Below are 19,433 nucleotides of genomic sequence, written 5' to 3' on the forward strand. Positions count from 1 at the left end.
CTCACCAAGGGCCAGTACTCACCCACCTCCGAGGTCGGCAAAATCACCAAATCGACACCGATGGGGTCGCTGGACGCGCCCTTCAACCCGGTGTCCCTGGCGATCGGCGCCGAGGCCAGCTTTGTGGCACGCACGGTGGACTCCGACCGCAAGCACCTCACCTCCGTGCTGCGGGAAGCGGCCGCCCACCCGGGCACCGCACTGGTGGAGATCTACCAGAACTGCAACATCTTCAACGACGGCGCCTTCGAGGTGTTGAAGGACAAGCAGCAGGCCGAGGAGGCGGTCATCCGCCTGGAACACGGCCAGCCGATCCGCTTCGGCGTGGACGGCGCCAAGGGTGTCGTACGGGACTCGCTGACCGGTGACCTCAAAGTCGTCGACGTCACCGAGGCCAACCAGTCGCAGATCCTGGTGCACGACGCGCACTCCGCGTCCCCCACCACCGCGTTCGCACTCTCACGCCTGGCCGACCCGGACACCCTGCACCACACCCCCATCGGCGTCTTCCGCTCCACCGACCGCCCGGTCTACGACACCCTCATGTCCGACCAACTGGACGCGGCCATCGAGCAGAACGGCAAGGGTGACCTTGCCGTACTGCTCACGGGAAAGGACTCCTGGACCGTCGCCGGCTGAGGGGCGGCGCGCGGCGAGCGACGCGACGGGTCAGAGCGCGGCCTTCAGGACGGCGGCGACCCGTCGTACGCCCTCATGGATGCGTTCCGGGGTCGGGTAGCAGAACGAGAGCCGCATCTGGCGGCCGCCCGACCCGTCCGTGAAGAAGCCGCTCCCGGATGCGTACGCCACCTGCGCGTCCAGCGCGCGGGGGAGCAGCGCCTTGGTGTCCACGCCCTCCGGCACTGTCACCCACACGAAGAAGCCGCCGTCCGGCTCGGTCCACGTGCAGCCGGGCGGCAGGCACTCCTCCAAGGCGGCCAGCATCGCGTCGCGGCGCCTGCGGTAGTTCTCCCGGAACACATCGACTTGGCCTTGCCAGTCATGCGAGGACAGATATCGGGAGACGATCAGCTGGTTCAGAGTGGGCGGACACAGAATGGCCGACTCCATGGCCAGCGTCAGCTTCTCCCGTATCGCGGCGGGCGACAGGACCCAGCCGACCCGCAGACCGGGGGCGAACGTCTTCGAGAACGACCCCAGGTAGATGACGTTGTCCTGGTCGAGAGAACGCAGCGCCGGATAGGTCTGGCCGTCGAAGCCGAGCAGGCCGTAGGGATTGTCCTCGACGACGAGCACCCCGTACGCCCGGCAGATGTCCACGATCTCGGCCCGCCGTTCGACGGCGAGCGTCACCCCGGACGGATTGTGGAAGTTCGGGATCGTGTACAGGAATTTGACGCGGCGCCCGGCCGCCTGTGCCCGCCGCAGCGTCGTGCGCAGGCTCTCCGGCACCAAGCCGTGCTCGTCCATGGCCACGTGCGCGACCTGCGCCTGGTACGTGGCAAAGCACCCCAAGGCGCCGACATACGACGGCCCTTCGGCCACCACCACGTCGCCAGGGTCGCAGAACAGCCGGGTGACCAGGTCGAGACCCATTTGCGAGCCGACGCTCACGACGACGTCGTCAGGATGAGCCGTGATGCCCTCCAGCTTCATCACGTCACAGATCTGTCCGCGCAGCTTCGGCAGGCCGTGCGCCGATGTGTACTGCAGCGCGCTCAGTCCGTCCTGCGCGATGAGCCGAGCGGCCTCGGCGGCCAGCGCGTCGAGCGGCAGGCCGGTGAGGTCCGGCAGACCGCCCGCCAGGGACACCACCTCCGGTCTGCTGACGACGGTGAACAGCGACCGGATTTCAGAACTTGTCAGACCCGCGGCGCGTACGGCGTACCGGTCCAGATAGGGATCCCATCCCGGCGGTGCGGGAGAGACCGGGGGACGGAGGTCGAGAGTGGGGGAACCGGTCACCGCGAGGGGCACGAGTACTCCTTCAGTCGCTTCAGTCGCTTCGGTCGCTGGAGGCGGACGGCGCGAAGCGCCGCAGCCCATGGCGCAGGAGGAGTAGCCGATGCCGCGAGCGGCGCCGCACGAGCTGCACGATCGGGGCGTGGGACATGGCTCTCCAGCACATTGCAGGCCGGGTCCTGGCTGAGGATGGGAACGTCGGTGTACGAGCCACGATGGCCGACGGCGAACGAGAAATGCTCGAGATGGGACGGAGCATCGACGGACCGGGGGTTTCGCGCCGCCCCGATGGTGAACTCCGTCCTGCGTCCCCAAGTCCACTGCGTTTCATCCAGCGGAAAAGCTACGTTGCGCTCGTCGCCTCGGTGTCGACTGAATCCAGCCAACTCTATGCTTTGCATGCGGAGTTGAGTGACGGTATTGCCCTCATCTGTTGCAATGAGATTGTGCGGCAGTTAGGTTGCAGGGCGCCTAGAACCCCACAGTCCGCCGAAGGAGTCCGTGATGCCGGGAGGCAGGCTGACCGGGCAGGAACGCGAGCAGATCGCGCAGGGGCTGGCTGACGGCATCGCCTTCGCCGAGATCGGCCGCCGCCTCGGCCGCCCGACCTCGACCGTCACCCGTGAGGTCATGCGCAACGGCGGCGCCGCCGCCTACCGCGCCGACCTCGCCCACTGGGCGACCGAGCAGCGCGCCCGCCGTCGAAGGCAGGCAGTGTCGAGGGATGGGGCGACGCCGGCGCCACTGCCGCACGGGCGTGATGCGGGCGCGGTGCGCGCGTACGAGGAGGTGTTCGCCACGGTCTTCATGGCGTCGGGCCTGCCCAGGATGACGGCCCGCGTGCTCGTCTGTCTTTACACCTCCGACGAGGGAGGCCTCAGTGCCGCCGAACTCGTCAGGCGTCTCGAGGTCGGTCGATCCTCCGTCTCCAGGGCGATCGCGTTCCTCGAGAGTCAAGGGCTCGTCCGACGTGAGCGCGGTGAACGCCGCCGCGAGCGCTACACCGTCGACAACGACGTCATGTACCAGTCCACGGTGGCCGGGGCCCACTCCACCGCCCGCTTGGCCGAGACCGCGCGTCAGGGAGTGGCCGTCTTCGGGCCCGGAACCCCGGCTGCCGCTCGTCTGGAGAACGTCGCCCGCTTCGTCGACTTCATCTCCGAAAGCATCATCCGCGCCGCGGAGCAGGGACGCGAACTCCTCCACGCACCCCCGGCCGGCAGCCCGCCGCCGACGCCGGGACGGACACCGGCGGCGCGGGGCACCTGACCATTGTGCGGGCCGGCCGGCGAGGGCACCTATGACCGGTCGCCCACCGGCGCCACGTCCCGCCAAGCGCCGTCGGCGACAGACCAGCGGCCGTCCTCGTACGTGACCAGCCCAGCCTCCTCCAGCACGGCGAGGGCGTCGGCGCACCGGATGTCCGGTGTCCCGAGGCGCTCCTCGACCTCGCCGACGGTGCCGGCCCCGAGGACGACCGCGCTGTAGACGGCGAGCCGGCCATCGTCCGCAAGGGCCGCGCCCATCCGCTCCACGCCCATCCGCCCCACGCCCAACCGCTCCGCGCTCATCCGCTCCGCGCCCTGGGTGTCCGTGCCCGGCGCAGATGCGGGCGCCGCGCCCAGTTGCACCACCTCGCGCGGGGGAGTCTCCCCGAGGGCCATCAACTCCTCGCCGAAGGGCACCTTCCGGTCGCGCTCCCACCCCGCGCGCTTGCGCAGCAGCAGCAATCCGGTCTGTCGGTGCTTATGGGGTTCGCTCAACGCCAGCACGTCGAAGTCCCCGTCCGGCACCGCGTTTTGGCGGCGCAGCTCCTGCAGCAGCGGAGTGGGGACGACACGGCAGGCAGACCGGCCGGAGCGGGTCCGCGCCGTCGTCGCCAGATACGGCTCGTGCAGGACGACCATGCCGCCCGGCGCCACCCGGGGCCACAGCGCGGCGAGGAACCCGCAGTCGTCCGCCTGCGTACCGGCATCGAGCCACACCAGGTCCAGCGGCCCCCAGGCGGCGAGCTCCTGGTTCGACAGGTCGAAGAAGTCACGCTCGATGAAAGTGAGCATGTCGGCGAGGCCGAGCGAGCCGGCCGCGTCGTCCACCCGGTGCGCGGACGTACCGGGCACGGAGATGTCGTCGACGACTAGGAGCCGCGGCGCGGAGGCGCCGGGCGCCGCGTACGGATGCAGGGCGGAGACCCGTTCGGGATGCGCCGCTTCCCCGCGGGCGGGGTCACGGTCCGCGACGGCCTCCGCGCGGGCATCGCGCAACCCGAGCAGCAGATGGAGCGTTGAGGAGCCCGCCCCCACCTCGACCGTGGTGCGGGGGCGCAACATCCTGGCCAGCGCCCGCAGTACAGGACCGGCGTTCTCCGTTCCCATTCCGGGGCTGGTCAGGGCGCTGAGCGCCTCGTTGGCCGGATCTTGCACTATTGCTCCCCTCTCAGCGCGGCCGGGCCCGTCAGGCCGCAGCCTCCGGTCGACCGACGGCCCGCAGCGCACCGGCCGACAGCAACTGGTCGGCCAACCGCCGCAGTTGCGCCGGCAGACGGTCGCGAACGAGCCCGTCCTCATGTCCGGCCGCCTGCCACAGCTGGAAGGCGCCCGCGCCGGTCCTGACGAAGTTGCCTGTCGGCGTGTGGGCGAGGACGTGGCCACCGTCCTTCTGCTCCACCGCCTCCACCCATGCCTCCTGGACCAGTGAACCGGCGTCCTGTGCCTGTTCGAGGTCCTCGGGCGACGGGCCGCCGTGCAGCAGGCCGTAGCGCACCATGCCCACCAGGTGGTGATCGACACTCGCCGGGTCCTGCCGCCACACGCGGCGTATCTCGGCCACCGTGCAGCCGCGCGCCAAGGTGTCACCGACCTGCCCGGGCACCTCGACGAAGACGGCGGGATCCGTGGAGAACAGCACCGCGACCGGCCCCCCTTCGGCCAGGAACGGCACGGGCGTGTGCCGCAGTCGGGCCGTGGAACGCAGACTCAGCCGGGTGTCGGACAGCAGCAGCCGGGGCCACACCGCACGGTCGAACACCCGGGGGTCCGGTGGCGGGGTCAGATGCACCACGGCCTCGTCGTACGGGGGTGACCAGGCGAACTCCCAGGCGAGCGGCAAAGTGGCGCCCGTCTGGGCGCAGAACCGCGGGATGACCGGGTCGAGAGCGATACCGCCCCCGGATGTCGCCTTTTGCTGCTCGCCGCCCGTCATCGCGGTTCTCCCGACGCCGATGCCCCCGCGGGCACGGACACCGCCCGAACGGAAGCCGCGCCTGAGGTCGACACCCGGGTGTGCAGCCATCCGGCCAGCCCGGCCAGGAGACCGATCGTCCCGCCGACGAGGATGCCCCAGCGGGCCCAGCCCGCCGGTGCGAACCCGGCCAGAGCGAACCCGGCCGCCACCGCGGTCTGCAGCGTAGCCCCGTACGCGGCGCCCACCCGCCCCCGCACGTCCGGCGGGCAGTCGGCCATCACATGAGTGCGCAGCGCGACGTTCTGCACGGCGTTGGCCATGCCGCCGCACAGGAAGGCCGTCAGCATGACCGGCACGACGGGGAAGGCGCCCACCACCGCATGGGCCAGGCCGATCAGCGCGGCTGCCGCGACAGCGATCGTCGCGGTACGGCACCGGCGGAGTCCGGTGCGCAGCAGAAGCGGTCCGACCACCAGCCCGACACTCCAGGTGGCCAGCAGCGTTCCGTAGAAGGCCGGACCGCCGGAGACATCCCGGGTGAAGAACGGCAGCAGGACATTGGCGACCGAGGTCCCCGCGATAGTGATCATGATCGTGGTGAGCATCATCCGGCGTGCCGTCCCCGCCCACAGCAGGGAGAGCCCCAGCCGCAGCCCGCCACGGGGCGGGGGCCCGGCTTCCTTGGTGCCGGTCCCCTCCACACCCGAGGCGCGGGGACCGCCCGCGCGGGCGGGCACCGCCAGCCCGCCGCCGCTCTCCCGGGCGGCCCGCAGGGCGGACGCGAAGGTGCCCGCGTCGACCACCAGCGCGAGGCCGGTGCCACCGTGCGCGGTCAACAGGCTCACCAGCAGCGGTCCTACGATGTATCCCGCGTTGCGTACCGACTCCATGAGGCTGTTCACCCGCAGCTGCGCGTCGGAGCCCGGGAACAGCAGGGGCACGAGCGCCATCACACAGGTCTGAGCGACGGCCCCCAGCACACCGAGCACCAGCATCATGCCGATCAGCAGCGCCGGAGTGTTCGCGAACGCCGCGGCCGCCAGCGCCGTTACGCACTCCAGGGCCAGCGTGATCCCGAGCACGACGTCCAGTCGCCAGCGGTCGCAGACACGTCCGATGACGCCACCCAGAGCGATGCCGGGCACGAGACCGGCGAGCATCTGAGCCGACACCACCGAGGTCAGACCGGTCTCGTCGGCGCCGCGCAACGCCAGCGCCACCAGCGCGACCTCGTCACCCACGGTGCTCACCAGCAAGGCGACGATCACCAGGAGCACCGCGGCCCGGCTCCGCCGTACGGGTGCGGTCACGGGATCGGCTCCGCCTCGATGCCGATGGCACGCCATGACGCCAGCCTGAGCAGCACGGCATGCAGGAGAGGCACGGCCGCGGGATCCGCGGCGCTCTCCCAGTCGGCGAGTGCGAGGGCACCGCCGTCGCCGAGCGTGGCCACGGCGTCCGCCACCTGAGGATGGTCGGTCACCTTCAGCGTGTGCCCCTGGGTCGCGACGGCGCGGCGGCCGTCTGCGAGCAGACGCTGGCGCACCTGGACATCGGCGTGCTTGCGGACCGTGGCCCGGCGCGGCACGGCGGCGAGCGGGCCCGCCGGCCGGCCGACCCCCAGGCCCGCAGACGTCACGGCACACATGTGGCGCTCCCACACGACATCCGCGATCGCGTCCGATGACAGCCCTGACAGCGTTGCCAGAGCGGCTCGGGCCGCAGCCGGAAGACGGTCCGCCACGGCCCGCGCGGAGTCGTCCGTCGCCGGCGCGCCGGTGCCCGCCTCGTGGCCCTCGGCCCGTGCGAGCAGCTCCCCGACCGCCTCCACGACAAGGGCGGCCGGATCGCTGCGGGTGAAGAACGCGATGTTGACGCTGACCGCCACACCGTCAGGGGCTTCGCCCACATGCAGCTGCGCGGAGGGGAAGTACGTCAGTGCCCCCGGCACACCCACCAGAACGTCGGCCAGTTCACGGGCCGAGCCGTAGTCCGCGGTGTGCTGGGGAACCTGCTCGGCACGCTCCGGCGGCCAGGTCAGCAGAGTCTTGCGGCCGCGCAGCGTGAAGCCGAAGTTGCCGGCGTGGTCCACGTGCACCCCCACGTTGGTGGAGGCGTAGCGGCCGATGAAGGTGTCGATGTCGACACGCCCCGCGATCGGGCTCCCCGTGTACCGGTACACGTCGTCGGCCAGCCGTTTGGCCCGGTCCCACAGTTCGGCGTCGACCGCGTGCAGCCCGGAGACGGCGACGCTCCAGTCGTGATCCCGCATGCGCCGGTCCACCCTGGCGAGGTAGCCGTCCAAAGTGCGGTCCTCGGGCAGCGGAAGGAAGGGCCGTGTGTCGATCGGCTGGGTACGCCCGTCCACGCTCACCAGGATCCGGGGCAGGCCCGAACCCTTCGGCCGGGCGGCCGGATCGGCCGCCGTGGTCAGCGCCCGCATCAACTCCTCGTCACCGAGCTCCAGTTGGACGGGGGAGGAGGTCAGCGACAGCGGCTGCCGCTCCCAGGTGCGGGAGGCGAACTCCTTCCAGAACCCGTCCAGTTCTGCCTCTGTCGCGGAGACCTGGTGGGACACGGCGAACTCCTGTGGTCAGGCCGCGACGTGCGGCAGTTCGAGAAGCCCTGGGGCCAGGGAGGCCGCTGCGATCACCCGGTGTCCTGCCAGGTTCTCCAGCAGCAGACGCCGCTGCGCGGCGGGTAGGCGCGACCGGTCCGCCAGTTCGGCTTCGCTCACGCCGTCGGCTGTGAGCAGCCACAGCAGCCGGCCCGCCGCGGAGACCCTGACGCGCTGCCCGGTCTCCGCGGATACGAGCAGACAACTGCCGTCGGGTCGGGCGTCCAGCACGTCGTGGGGCTGGGCGGCGTACCACGACGTGTGCTCCTGCTCGCCGAAGTCGCCTGCCTCGAACGTCACGGCCCCGTGCGCGGCGAGCCGCGCCAGTGTGGCCGCGGCGGTGCGCGGTGACTCGAAGTCACGCCACAGCTCGGCCGCGCCGTGTGCCCGGCCGTCGAGCAGCGGACTCCACTGCGACGGCACATCGAGGAGGGCGTCGCACGACGGCACATGCAGCAGGAGCCCCTTGCCGTCGGCCGACACCCTGCCCTGCACGCCGGGCGCCAGGCGCACCACACCGGTGGTGTCCATCAGCAGGCGCGGGGCGGCGGGCGCGGTGAGCCGCCGCGAGGGCAGCTCCGACTCGGCCAGCGCCCACAGGAACGACCACTCCTCGGCGTCCCCGATCCAGGTGCCGCGGTGGAACGCGGCTCCCGCGCTGCCGCCCGGACCACCGGAGGTCAGCTCGGCGGCGTCCTGCTGAGTCAGTCCTTCGGTCACCGTGTAGTCGAGATCGAACGCCAGGTCCTCGCCCTCGCCGGGCGGAATCAGTTCGACCCCGAAGAGGTCGGGACGCTCCCCGACGGGGGAGAGCACGTCCAGGATGAAGGGGCCGTTGGCGGCGGTCGAATACGGGACGTCGAACTCCTCCACCGACCGCTGCAGCGCCTGGTCGGCGAACTCCTGGGTGCGCAGGGCCTCTTCGCGGGTCTCACCGGGAAAGCCCGTCATGCAAAAGAGGTGCACCGGAACCTTGTTGCCCAGCAGGGCCTGCAGCGACGGCTCGATGTCCGCGACCTTGGTGCCCTTGCGCATCAGGTCGAGGACGCGCTGGTTGTACGACTCGAGGCCGAGGTCGAGGCGACGGCAGCCGGAGCGGCGCAGCGCGGAGGCCAGTTCGTCGTCGAGCCCCTTGCTGAACCGGGTCTCCCCGTACCAGAAGAGGTCGTGCCCGCCGTCGTTCAGCTCGCGCGACACCCCGCGCAACGAGGTCAGCGTCATGATCTCGTCCACGAACATGAAGCTGTCGGAGCCGTGCTTGGCCGCGAGCATGGCCATGTCGTGCACCACCTGCTCGGGCCGGCGGATACGGAACTTGTTACTGGCGAAGGGGATCGAGCAGAAGGCGCAGTCCCAGGCGCAACTGCGGGAAGCCTGAAGAGGCAGGACGGGGCCGGGCGCGAAGTACCGGTCGAGCGGCAGCCCGTCGAAGTCGGGGGTGGGCAGATCGGACACGTCGACCATGGCCGCCGGGTTCCGCAGCAGCCCGCCGCGGCCGTCGCGCTCCAAGAGCCCGGGGATGGTCCGGTCGTCGGCGCCGGTGATCCGGTCGCACAGCGCGGGCAGCGCGTCCTCGCCCTCGTAGGAGACGAAGGAGTCCACATAGGCGAAGAAGGGGTGCTCCTCCGTCCAGCGGCTCACCATGCGGGTCGTGAGATTGCCCCCCATGACCACATGGACGTCGGGTCTGCGGAGCTTGATGTGACGGGCCGTGGTGAGTGCCGCGATCAGCTGTGTGTCGGCGGAGACCGAGATGCCGACCACGGCGAGGTCGGCATCGTCGAGTCCCGGGATCGGACGGCGCTCCAGCGCCCAGCCGTACACATTGCGATCGGCCGAACCGGCCGCCTCCAGAACGGAGTCGGAACGCCGGTGGGAAAAGCACGAGAAGTTTCCCCGGAGGTCGAACTTCAAGCCGGGGAACGACGCCGAAACACAGGAGAGCCCGTTGCGTACAACGGTGGCCGCCTCCGTGAAAGCGTCCGGGGCGGCCAGAATGTCACGCGATTTGAGTGCGGCCCTGGCAGCGTCCATGCGCTGCACGGTGTCACCGAATACCGCAAGAATCTCCTCGTGCGCCCTGCGCTCCTGTGCGGGAAGCTCGCCGAGCCGGCGCTCTGCCTTCGGAAGCAGTTCCGCAAGGCCTTCGGAGGAAAGCAGCCAGTCCGTCTGCTCGATGCTCAGATCGAGTGACGACACCTGCCAGCCGTGCCGGCGCATGACCGCGGCCAGCAGGGGAACGGCGAGGTGCGGCGCGTAGACGTTCCAGATGGGCGGGTTGATGAGGAGTATTCGGGGCTGATGCATGTGTGCCCTCGTAAGGATCCGCTGCCGGATGGGGAGTCGAGCGTGGCCGTTACTGTGCGGACAGAACGTGCATGGGCCGGCGGGGCCGACCAAGAACACAGATCAGTTGTCGGCGCCGTCCTGCAGCAGCGCGTACTTGCTGTTGGCGCGCTTCGGGGTGACCGGCTCGACAGCGGTCGACTCGTCCGTCTCGGCGAGAGCGGCGAGCTTGTCGGCGTCCAGCTCCTGCGCGGATTCCTCGTGGTTGAGGTTCATATGGATCTCCCATTCTCGGTGGCTCGGTGGATGGTGCCCGACGAGATGACATGTGCGACGGTCGCGCCCGACTCCCCGGGCGTCCTGTACGGGCACAGCCAAACAGGAGCCGCTGGACCTTCACTCAGGAGGCGCTTGAGAACCCGTCCAGAACCCTCGCCCCGCCCGCACCTGGCGCCCGCCGCAGCCCGCGCCCCGCCCTCAGCCCCGCCCTCAGCCCCGCCCTCAGCCCCGGCCCCCGCCTCCGCTCCGCACCGGTGGCCCGAAGCCGCACTCGACGGCCGCTCGCTCCCCGCTTCCGGGCCGCCCACCTGCGGCGTCGCCTCACGAGGCGTGCGCAGCACCGTGCCGATACCGGCGAAGGTGACCAGGACGACTCCCAACGCCTGTGGCCAGGAGGGCTGTTGCGACAGCACCGCGGAGCCGACGACGACACCGACAGCAGGCTCCAGACTCATCAGGGTGCCGAAGACAGCCGTGGGCAGATCCCGCAGAGCGACCATCCCGGCGGCATACGGCAGGATCGGCAACAGCAGCGCCGCCAGGCCCGACAGGGCGAACGAGGACAGGTCCATCTGCCCGGCGACGCGGACGACATCGGCGAACGGCAGCGTCATCACCGACGCCGCCGCCATGGAGACGGCCAGCCCACCGAGGCCCGTGAACTGATCGCCCACCCGCTTGGTCAGCAGGATGTAGCCGGCCCAGCCCGCGGCCGCGCCGAGCGCGAACCCGACCCCGGCCAGATCCACCGCGCCGCTCCACGGCCGCGTCAGGGCGAGCACCCCGACTGCCGCGGCCAGCGGCCACAGTGCGTCGATCCGGCGCCGCAACCCGGCCACGGCCACCCCCAGCGGGCCGAGGAACTCGAGCGCCGTCGCGGTGCCCAGCGGGATACGGACCACCGCTTCGAAGTAGAGCAGGGTGAGCAGTCCACTGACCGCGCCGAGCAGCAGCGCGGTGCCCAGCTCGCGCCGGTCACGGCCGCGGATACGGGGCCGGGCGATCAGCCACAGCACCGCCGCCGCCCAGGTCAGCCGCAGCCAGGCAGTGCCGGGGACGCCGAATCGGTCGAAGAGCCAGCTGGAGGTTCCGGCACCGGTCTGCACACTGATCATGGCCACCACGGCGAGCGCGCTGCCGCGCAGGCGGGGGACGGGCATGGGCATCGTCGCTCACGCCCCGACGACGAGGTCGGGGACCGGGGACGCCACCGAGCGACCGGTGACGGCATCGATCCCCGGATGACCCACGGCACAGGGCGCGGTCAGCGGGTGCTCCACGGCGCACGGCCCGCCCGGCCAGCGCCCCTCCGCGAGCGAGAGGAGCCACTGACCCGTCTCGGCGTCCCGGTCCACACCCAGGAGGTCCGCGTCACGGTCCACCCGTCCCGGCGCGCGGACCGCCTGCAGCGCCAGGTAGAGCTGCGCCCGGTCGTCATCCACCACGGGCAGCGCGGGCAGTCGGCCGGCGGCGAAGTCGAACCAGCCCGCGTCCCCGTTCTCCAGCGCGTCACCGAGCAGTTTCCCGGCATCCTCGACGCGCAGCCGCGCCCCGCCCCGCTCGCACGCCAGGCGTACCAGGGCGCGGTCACCGGACGACACTCCCACCGTGTAGGCGGTGCGGGACTCCCGGGCAAGCAGGGCCGTGTCGACGCAGTGCTCATAGGCGAAGCGCACGGCGGGCGCATGTCCCGAGGAGATCAGCCGCCGCCACATTCCGGTGTCCAGGACGTCCCAGTCGGCGTCCGCGAACACCTTGAACAAAGCGGGCAGTTCGGCCAGGCGGTCCTCGGCGGCCAGCCGCTGGAACACCTCGGCGAAGCCCTCGACACGGGGCGGGGAACGAAGGGAATCCAGAGCCCTGGCAAGCTCGGGCAGGGTGCCGTCGACGACGGCTTCCTCGACGGCCCGTCGGACCTCCTCCTCGCCGAGCCGGACCTCGACGTCCGTGAGCGTGGCCAGCTTGCGCAGCGCCCCGTACCGGCCGCTCGCCAGGAGTGTGCGCATTCCGGTGGCCACGGCGTCCGGCCTGAACCGGACCGGTACGCGCGTGAGTTGACGCACATAGTCGACGGCGCCGAGCCGTCCGGCCGCCACCAGGACGTCGTACGCCCGCAGGGCCGTCGCCTCGTCGAGTTCCGGGCGTACGCCGGTCGCCGCGATGATCTGTTCGATGCCCCCGGCGTTGCCGCGCCGCGCGAGCCGGGTGCAGGCTCGGCCGATGAGGTCGGCTCCGGGCCGCCGAGCGGGCGGCAGATGTTTGGCGAGGAAGCAGAAGTCGTCCACCACGCCACGTTCCAGGGCCCGCTCGGTGGCCCGCGCCACCACGTCCTGCGGCAGCGAGGCCATCACGGGGACATGCTTGTGGAGCTGCTCCAGGACGTAGATCTCGTCCTGGTCCACCAGCCGGCGCGCCTGCGCCGTGATGAACTCCGCGGGCAGCCGGCCGAGCGTGCCGGGGGCGTCCTCGCTCAGGTGCTTGAGGAGATTGCGGTACGCGCGCATGGCCCTATCCCGCCAGTGCCAGCGGTCGGGTCATGTACGGCAGCAGGTGCGCGATGTCCTGGTCGCGGTTGAAGCGCACCATCGCCATGCGCAGCTCGGGGTCGTATCCTTCACGGCCGCGGAAGTCGGTGCTCTCGTCGGCGAGTTCCTCGCTCCACAGCCCCGTGTAGACCGGCAGGCCCATGCCGTGCCCGGCGAGCACCACCTCGAAGATCGACTGAATGGTCGGCGGGGTCCAGTCGCCCGGCTGGGTCGTCTGCTGCAGGTAGGAGCCCTCGGCGATGTAGGTGGGCGTGAGGTAGATCGTCAGCTCGGTGCCGTACCGGTCGCAGATCTCCTTCAGATACTCCATCGTGGCGACGGCCTCGCGCACCCCGTGCTCGTCGGACATCCGCGGCGCCGGCTTGATGAGGACGTAACTGGTGAGCTTGACGCCCAGGGAGCCGAGCAGCGCGACCCGGTCCTCCATGACCCGGCGCGAGATCTTCTTCTTGAGTACCCTCTGCCGGATGAAGTCGTCCTGCGTCTCGAAGCCGACCGTCACATCCAGCCGGGGCGCGTGGGTGGTCTTGGCGATGTGTTCCAGGTAGTCGCGCTTGACGTACTCGGGACGTGTCTCGATGGACAGGATCTCGAGGTTCTCCATCTCCCTTGCGCGGTGCAGCAGATGGTCCACGGACTCACGGTGGAAGCGGCGCGGGTCGAGCGCGGATCCCTCGTTGCCGAAGGACAGCTGGCGGAACCCGCCGAGCTGGTCCGCCTTCTCGGTGAACACATGGTCGATCTGCCGGTTGATCTGCTCGGCCGTCACCTCGAAGGTCGCCGAGCGGGTCGGCAGGGCGCAGTAGGTGCACTGGAACTGGCACTTCGTCGTGTAGAAGGACAGCACGAGGTCGCGCCGGGTCAGGAAGGTGCGGGTGCCGATGTAGAGCGGCAGGTTCGGGTCGTGGTTCTCGGGACCGTCGAGGCTTTCGGACATGGGTGGCCCACCTTTCGAGCTGCGGGGGAGTGATGAGGGAGGCGAAGCAAGGGGGACGAGAGGCTCGGCGAACGGCCTTCGAGTCCGCATCAGGACATGGGCGTTTCTGCTTCGGCCCCGTCAGGGCCACGGATGCAGGACGACCTTTCCGCACTCCTTGGTGAGCTGGGTCTTCCACGCCTGCTCGATGTCGTCGAGCGGGAACGTGTGCGTGATGAAGCGGTCGATCAGCGCGCCGCTGCGGGCGATCACGTCGAGCATTCCGGGAGCGTGCTGCAGATACAGATCGAGGCTGCCGTGGAGGGTGACGCCCTTCTGGATCAGGTCCCGGTCCACGTGGATCTCCAGCTCACCCGACTCCCCGAGGAACGTGACCTGTCCGCCGCGGCCCACGGCGTCGAGCCCGAACCGCTGGTAGGGAGCCTGCGCGGAACAGTCGATGGCGCGGTCGACACCTTTGCCGCCGGCGAACTCCCGTACCGCGGACAGGGCGTCGGGCGCGGTGATGTCCACGACCAGGTCCGCGCCCAGGTCCCGCGCCAGCTCCCGCCGGTAGGGGCTGCGTCCGGCGCAGATCATCCGCGCGCCCCGGGCCCGCCCGTTGATCACGGCGCCGAGGCCCACTTGTCCGAGCCCGGTGACCAGGACCGTCTGCCCCTCGGCGACCTCCATGTTCTCCATCGCCGTATACGTCGCACCCATCCCGCAACAGGCCATCGCGGCATGCTCGTACGACATCCCCTCGGGGATCGGGATCAGCAGGTGCTCCCGCTTGATCATGTACTGGGCGAAGCCGCACTCGCCCGATACGCCGCCGCTCACCGCCAGCGGATCCTCGGTGTCCTCGCAGTGGGCGTAGCGCCCCGAGGTGCACAGCGCACAGCGCCCGCAGGGATATCCGCTGAGCACGACCACCCGGTCCCCGGGCCGGAAGGCACTGCCGGCCCCGGCCTCGACGACCTCGCCGGCTGCCTCGTGCCCCAGCGAGTCCCAGCGGTTGCGGTCGCGGAAGTCCCCGTGCTCGTACGCCAGATGCTCGTTGCACATGGGTGCGGCGAGCACTTTCACCAGGACGTAGTCCTGCGCGATCAGCGGCAGCGGCTTCTCGATGATCCGGCTGGCACCGGGCCCGTCCAATGCGGCGACTTTCATGAGGGCCTGTGCGGCCATGATCGCTCCAGGAGGTCGAGGAAGGAGGCCTTCCGGCTTGGCAACTTCTTGCCTGAAGATTGGCAATCCGTCCTCGAAGCGCATTCTCGGCAGGCTTGACCGGTGGTGGAGGCGCAGGTGAGAGTGGTCAACTCTTGCCTGAGGCGACGCCGGGCCTTGCCAAGTCCACACCTGAATGCGCCGCGGGAGCAGGCGAGTTACCCACGTTCACGTTCCGGACCGCCTCACTCGGGCCAACGTCATCGCGTGCCGGAGGGCGCCGCGGCAGGCGCGGCTGAAAAGCCCCCGCAGCGGGCCGGTGAAGTGCAGTCCCCGCGCCCCTGCCAGACGCTGGTCAACCTTCCAACTTGGCACGGGCAGTGAGGCCAGGGCCAGAGCATCTCGCCCACGGAACAGCGGGGGAGAACGCGGGGCAGAGCGGACGAACTGCCGCCTTGTAGCGCCCGAAGCGCCGGTCCTACGGTTCCGCCACCGATGCCGGGCGTCCTGCCGACCGGACAGGCGTCGGCGTTACGAAGGTGCCGCGGTCCCCACGCCCGGCCCGGCGTCCCTCCACCACCGGCCTCGTGAGACGCGAGGACGGTGCGGCCGGCCCCGCTCCAGGGGCAGGCCGGTCGAACGCCCAAGACACTCACCCGGGGAGCGAGCGCTGTGACGGGATCGGATAGTGCGAGTGCGGTGCCTGCGCCGGACCACAGTCCTGCCCAGGCGGCTGCCGGGGACGGTCGCGACGTGAGGATCCCGTTGTCCTTCGCCCAGCGCAGGCTGTGGTTCCTGGACCGTCTGGAGGGACCCTCGGCGACGTACAACATTCCGTTCGCGCTGCGTCTCGAAGGGCACCTGGACATCGACGCCCTGGCCGCGGCGGTGACGGACGTCGTCACCCGGCACGAGAGCCTGCGCACGCTGCTCGTCGAGAGCGCGGACGGCACGCCCGAGCAGCAGGTGGTGCCCGCGGACGAGGCGGACGTCCCCTTCGGCATGGCGGACATCGAGCCGGACGCGGTGAACGCGTCACTGAACGAGTCCGCGGGCCGGGGCTTCGACCTCGCCGAGGAACTGCCGATACGGACCTCCGTGTTCCGGCTCGCTCCGCAGGAGCACGTGGTGCTGTTCGTGTTCCATCACACGGCAGCCGACGGTGCGTCGATGGCGCCGTTCCTGAGCGACCTGATCACCGCGTATGCCGCGCGCCGCGAGGGCGATGCTCCCGCTTACGACCCGTTGCCTGTGCAGTACAAGGATTACGCGGTGTGGCAGCGCGACATGCTCGGTGATCCGGATGATCCGGAGAGTGTGGCGGCGGAGCAGCTGGCCTTCTGGCGTGCGGAGTTGGCGGGCGTGCCACAGCCGGTGCAACTGCCCCTTGACCGGCCGCGGCCGACCTCGGCGAGTCATGACGGCGGTTATGTCGATCTGGAGCTCGCACCCGAATTGCTGGCCGGTATCGGCGAGTTGGCTGCGCGTCATGGTGCGACGGCGCCGATGGTGGCGCAGGCGGTGCTCGCGGTGCTGCTGCACCATCTGGGTGCCGGCAACGATCTGACGATCGGCAGCCCGATCGAGGGCCGCGGCGACGAACAACTCGAAGAGCTCATCGGGTTCTTCGCGAACACGTGGGTGCTGCGGGTCGACCTGGCGCGGAACCCGACGTTCGACGAGCTCCTGGACCAGGTACGGGAGCGGGCGCTCGGCGCGTACGACCACCAGGACATCCCCTTCGAGCACCTGGTGGAGCTGCTGAGTCCTGAGCGGACGACGGCGTACAACCCGTTGTTCCAGGTGATGCTGGCGTGGCAGTTCGGCTGGTCGCCCGTCGAGCTGCCCGGGCTGACGGTGACTCCGCTGCCGCTGGGCACCGACACGGCGAAGTTCGACCTGTTCTTCAACATCGTCCCCGACCTGTCGGGGCGTGCGTACGGCCGCCTGGAGTACGCGAGGGAACTGTTCGACCACTCCACCGCCGAGGCGCTCGTCGACCGGTTCGTGCGGGTGCTCACGCAAGTGGTCGCCGACCCGGGGACCCGGATCGGCCGCGTCGACGTACTCAGCGCCGAGGAGCACCGACGTCTTGCCCGGCTCAATGACACGTCGATGCCGGTGGCCACGGCGACCCTGCCCGAGCTGATCGCGGCGCAGGCGGCCCGCACCCCGGAGGCGGCAGCGGTCGTCTGCGGCCGGACCTCGCTCTCGTACGGGGAGTTGGAGGCGCGAGCGGGACGGCTCGCGGGGGTGCTGCGCGAGCACGGAGTCGGCCCGGATGTCCTGGTGGCGGTCGCCCTGCCGCGCTCGGCCGAGCTCGCGGTCGCCCTGCTCGGTGTACTGAAGGCCGGTGGCGCGTATCTGCCGGTCGACCCCGGCTACCCGGCCGCCCGAGTGGATCTCCTGCTGAGCACGGCGGCCCCGGCGCTCGTCCTCACCGGCCGGGCGACGGCGCAGACCGTGCAGGGCTGCCGCCCACCGGTGCTGCACCTGGACGACCTGCAGCTGGACCTCGACCCCGACGGCCAGGCCGTCACGGGCGCACCCGAAGGACTCGACCCCGCCCACCTCGCGTATGTGATGTTCACGTCCGGATCGACCGGGACGCCGAAGGGCGTCGCCCTCACCCACGCCGGCATCGTGAACGGCATCAAGGACCTGGCCACCCGCACCAGGGTCCGGGCGGGCTCGCGGATGCTGGCGGCGACGTCGGTGAACTTCGACGTGTCCGTGTTCGAGATCTTCACCGCCCTGACCTCGGGCGCCACCGTCGAGATCGTGCGGGACGTCCTCGAACTCGCCGAGCGGGACAGCTGGACAGGCACCACGATCAGCGCGGTCCCGGCGGTGTTCACCGCGCTCCTCGACCAGCTCGCCGACACCGGGCCGCAACTCGACGTCGAAACAGTGGTGTTCGCGGGCGAGGCGCTCTCGTCGGACCTCGTGCGCAGGGTGCACAAGGAACTTCCCGGCACCCGGGTCATGAACGCCTACGGACAGACCGAGAGTTTCTACGCCTCCACGTTCAGCGCACCGAGCGCCTGGACCGGCACCGGAGCCGTGCCGGTGGGCACACCACTGGCGAACATGCGGGCGTACGTGCTCGGCCCGGAGCTCGCGCCGGTGCCCCCGGGTGTCGTCGGCGAGCTGTACGTGGCTGGCGCGGTGGCCCGCGGCTATTACGGGAACGGCGGCGCCACGGCGGAACGTTTCGTGGCCAGTCCGTTCGGCGATCCCGGCACGCGCATGTACCGCACCGGCGACCTCGCACGCTGGGACGCCGACGGACAACTCGTCTACGAGGGCCGCGCGGACAACCAGGTCAAGGTCAACGGCATCCGCGTCGAGCCCACCGAGATCGAGGCCGTACTCACCCAGCATCCGGCGATCCAGCAGTCGGTGGTGACGGTACGGACCGATCCCTCCGGCCGCGGACGCCTGGTGGGCTACGCCGTGGTGGCGGACACCAGTACCCAGGTATCGGCTTCTGACCTTCGGCGGTTCGTGGCGAAGCGACTGCCGGACTACATGGTGCCCGCCCAGCTGATCACCTTGGACCGGCTGCCGTTGACGGCGAGCGGCAAGCTGGACCGGGCCGCGCTGCCGGAACCCGAGTTCACCGGCGGTGCGTACCGGGCGCCGGGCAATGACACCGAGCGGGTCCTCGCCGAGGTGTACGCCGATGTCCTGGGCGCCCGTGAGATCGGTGTCGACGACGATTTCTTCACCAGCGGCGGCGACAGTATCCGCTCCATCCAGGTGGTGGCCCGGGCCAAGAGCCGCGGGGTGATCGTGACCACGCGGGAGATCTTCGAGCACCGCACGGTGGCACGGCTGGCCGAGTCGGTGGCCGAGCGCGCCGACGAGGAGCGGGTCGTCCTTGCCGAGCTGCCGGGCGGTGGTATGGGCTGGGCACCGCTGCCGCCCACCGCCGCACATGTGCTGCAACTGGGCGGTGGCATCGGCCGGTTCTGCATGTCCGCTCTGGTGACGCTGCCCGCCGGGATCGACCGTCCGACGCTGGCGGCCACGCTGCAGACGGTGCTCGACCGGCATGACGCGTTGCGGGCGAAGCTGGACCGGGTCGATCCGGGGCTGCGGATGCAGCCGCACGGCGCGGTCAAGGCCGACCAAGTGCTGCGCGAGGTCCCGTACCGGGCGCAGGAGGTACAGCGTGAACTCGACGCGGCCGCCGACCGTCTGGACCCGGACGCAGGGGTGATGGCCCAGTTCGTCCGGTTCACCGACTCCGGGGACGGTCAGTCCGACCGGCTCCTGATCGTGCTGCACCACCTGGTCGTAGACGGTGTCTCCTGGCGGATCCTGCTCCCGGACCTGGTGGACGCCTGGCAGCAGGCCACCGGCGACACCGCACGAGCCGACACCGCACGAGCCGACACCGCACGAGCCGACACCGCACGAGCCGACACCGCACGAGCCGACACCGCACGAGCCGACACCGCACGAGCCGACACCGCACGAGCCGACACCGCACGAGCCGACACCGCAC

General features: G+C 70.6%; 14 protein-coding genes and 1 pseudogene. 3 read left to right on the plus strand and 12 right to left on the minus strand.

The window, feature by feature from the left end; genetic code table 11:
- A partial coding sequence (locus tag JAO81_RS38315; protein WP_233416518.1) for a thiamine pyrophosphate-dependent enzyme occupies positions 1–639 on the plus strand: 639 nt, incomplete at its 5' end.
- Positions 640–669: 30 nt separating this feature from the next.
- Here the strand turns inward: JAO81_RS38315 and JAO81_RS38320 are convergent.
- A complete protein-coding gene (locus JAO81_RS38320) occupies positions 670–1,926 on the minus strand; it encodes a PLP-dependent aminotransferase family protein (RefSeq protein ID WP_374194404.1) in 1,257 nt (418 codons plus the stop codon).
- Between the two features lie 501 nt (positions 1,927–2,427).
- On the opposite strand from JAO81_RS38320, the gene JAO81_RS38325 reads away from it, so the two are divergent.
- Positions 2,428–3,192, plus strand: coding sequence for a MarR family transcriptional regulator (locus JAO81_RS38325; protein ID WP_199552623.1), 765 nt, complete (start codon positions 2,428–2,430; stop codon positions 3,190–3,192).
- A 29-nt stretch (positions 3,193–3,221) separates the two neighbouring features.
- On the opposite strand, the gene JAO81_RS38330 is transcribed toward JAO81_RS38325, so the two are convergent.
- From JAO81_RS38330 to JAO81_RS38375, 10 genes are all read right to left on the minus strand, one after another.
- The gene (locus JAO81_RS38330; protein ID WP_199552624.1) at positions 3,222–4,346 is read right to left on the minus strand and encodes a class I SAM-dependent methyltransferase; all 1,125 of its coding nucleotides are present in this window, start codon (positions 4,344–4,346) and stop codon (positions 3,222–3,224) included.
- 31 nt (positions 4,347–4,377) lie between these two features.
- Positions 4,378–5,124, minus strand: a complete 747-nt coding sequence (locus JAO81_RS38335) for a hypothetical protein (RefSeq protein ID WP_199552625.1) — start codon at positions 5,122–5,124, stop codon at positions 4,378–4,380.
- Positions 5,121–6,416 carry an MFS transporter gene (locus JAO81_RS38340; RefSeq protein ID WP_199552626.1) on the minus strand — a complete coding sequence of 432 codons (1,296 nt, stop codon included), beginning with the start codon at positions 6,414–6,416 and terminating at the stop codon, positions 5,121–5,123. Before JAO81_RS38340 ends, JAO81_RS38335 begins: the two co-directional genes overlap by 4 nt.
- Positions 6,413–7,684: a hypothetical protein gene (locus tag JAO81_RS38345; protein WP_199552627.1), complete on the minus strand. Its 1,272-nt coding sequence runs from the start codon at positions 7,682–7,684 to the stop codon at positions 6,413–6,415. Before JAO81_RS38345 ends, JAO81_RS38340 begins: the two co-directional genes overlap by 4 nt.
- Before the next feature lie 15 nt (positions 7,685–7,699).
- Positions 7,700–10,030 carry a radical SAM protein gene (locus JAO81_RS38350; RefSeq protein ID WP_199552628.1) on the minus strand — a complete coding sequence of 777 codons (2,331 nt, stop codon included), beginning with the start codon at positions 10,028–10,030 and terminating at the stop codon, positions 7,700–7,702.
- Between the two features lie 102 nt (positions 10,031–10,132).
- Entirely contained in the window at positions 10,133–10,285 is a 153-nt protein-coding gene (locus JAO81_RS38355) for a hypothetical protein (RefSeq protein ID WP_165330018.1), read from the minus strand.
- The gene (locus tag JAO81_RS38360; protein WP_199552629.1) at positions 10,282–11,448 is read right to left on the minus strand and encodes a DMT family transporter; all 1,167 of its coding nucleotides are present in this window, start codon (positions 11,446–11,448) and stop codon (positions 10,282–10,284) included. The genes JAO81_RS38355 and JAO81_RS38360 overlap by 4 nt, the downstream gene beginning before the upstream one ends.
- A gap of 12 nt (positions 11,449–11,460) precedes the next feature.
- Positions 11,461–12,792 carry a hypothetical protein gene (locus tag JAO81_RS38365; protein WP_199552630.1) on the minus strand — a complete coding sequence of 444 codons (1,332 nt, stop codon included), beginning with the start codon at positions 12,790–12,792 and terminating at the stop codon, positions 11,461–11,463.
- Between the two features lie 4 nt (positions 12,793–12,796).
- Complete coding sequence (locus JAO81_RS38370) at positions 12,797–13,771, minus strand: radical SAM protein (protein ID WP_199552631.1); 975 nt, start codon at positions 13,769–13,771, stop codon at positions 12,797–12,799.
- A gap of 120 nt (positions 13,772–13,891) precedes the next feature.
- Entirely contained in the window at positions 13,892–14,941 is a 1,050-nt protein-coding gene (locus JAO81_RS38375) for a zinc-binding dehydrogenase (protein WP_199552632.1), read from the minus strand.
- Between the two features lie 732 nt (positions 14,942–15,673).
- On the opposite strand from JAO81_RS38375, the pseudogene JAO81_RS38380 reads away from it, so the two are divergent.
- Positions 15,674–19,225 (plus strand): annotated as a pseudogene (locus tag JAO81_RS38380) (amino acid adenylation domain-containing protein); the annotation flags it as partial.
- Here the strand turns inward: JAO81_RS38380 and JAO81_RS44155 are convergent.
- Positions 19,164–19,433, minus strand: coding sequence for a pentapeptide repeat-containing protein (locus JAO81_RS44155; protein WP_374194405.1), 270 nt, complete (start codon positions 19,431–19,433; stop codon positions 19,164–19,166). The pseudogene JAO81_RS38380 and the gene JAO81_RS44155 overlap by 62 nt on opposite strands.

The sequence above is a fragment of the Streptomyces sp. N35 genome (assembly GCF_016464295.1).
Taxonomy (GTDB): domain Bacteria; phylum Actinomycetota; class Actinomycetes; order Streptomycetales; family Streptomycetaceae; genus Streptomyces.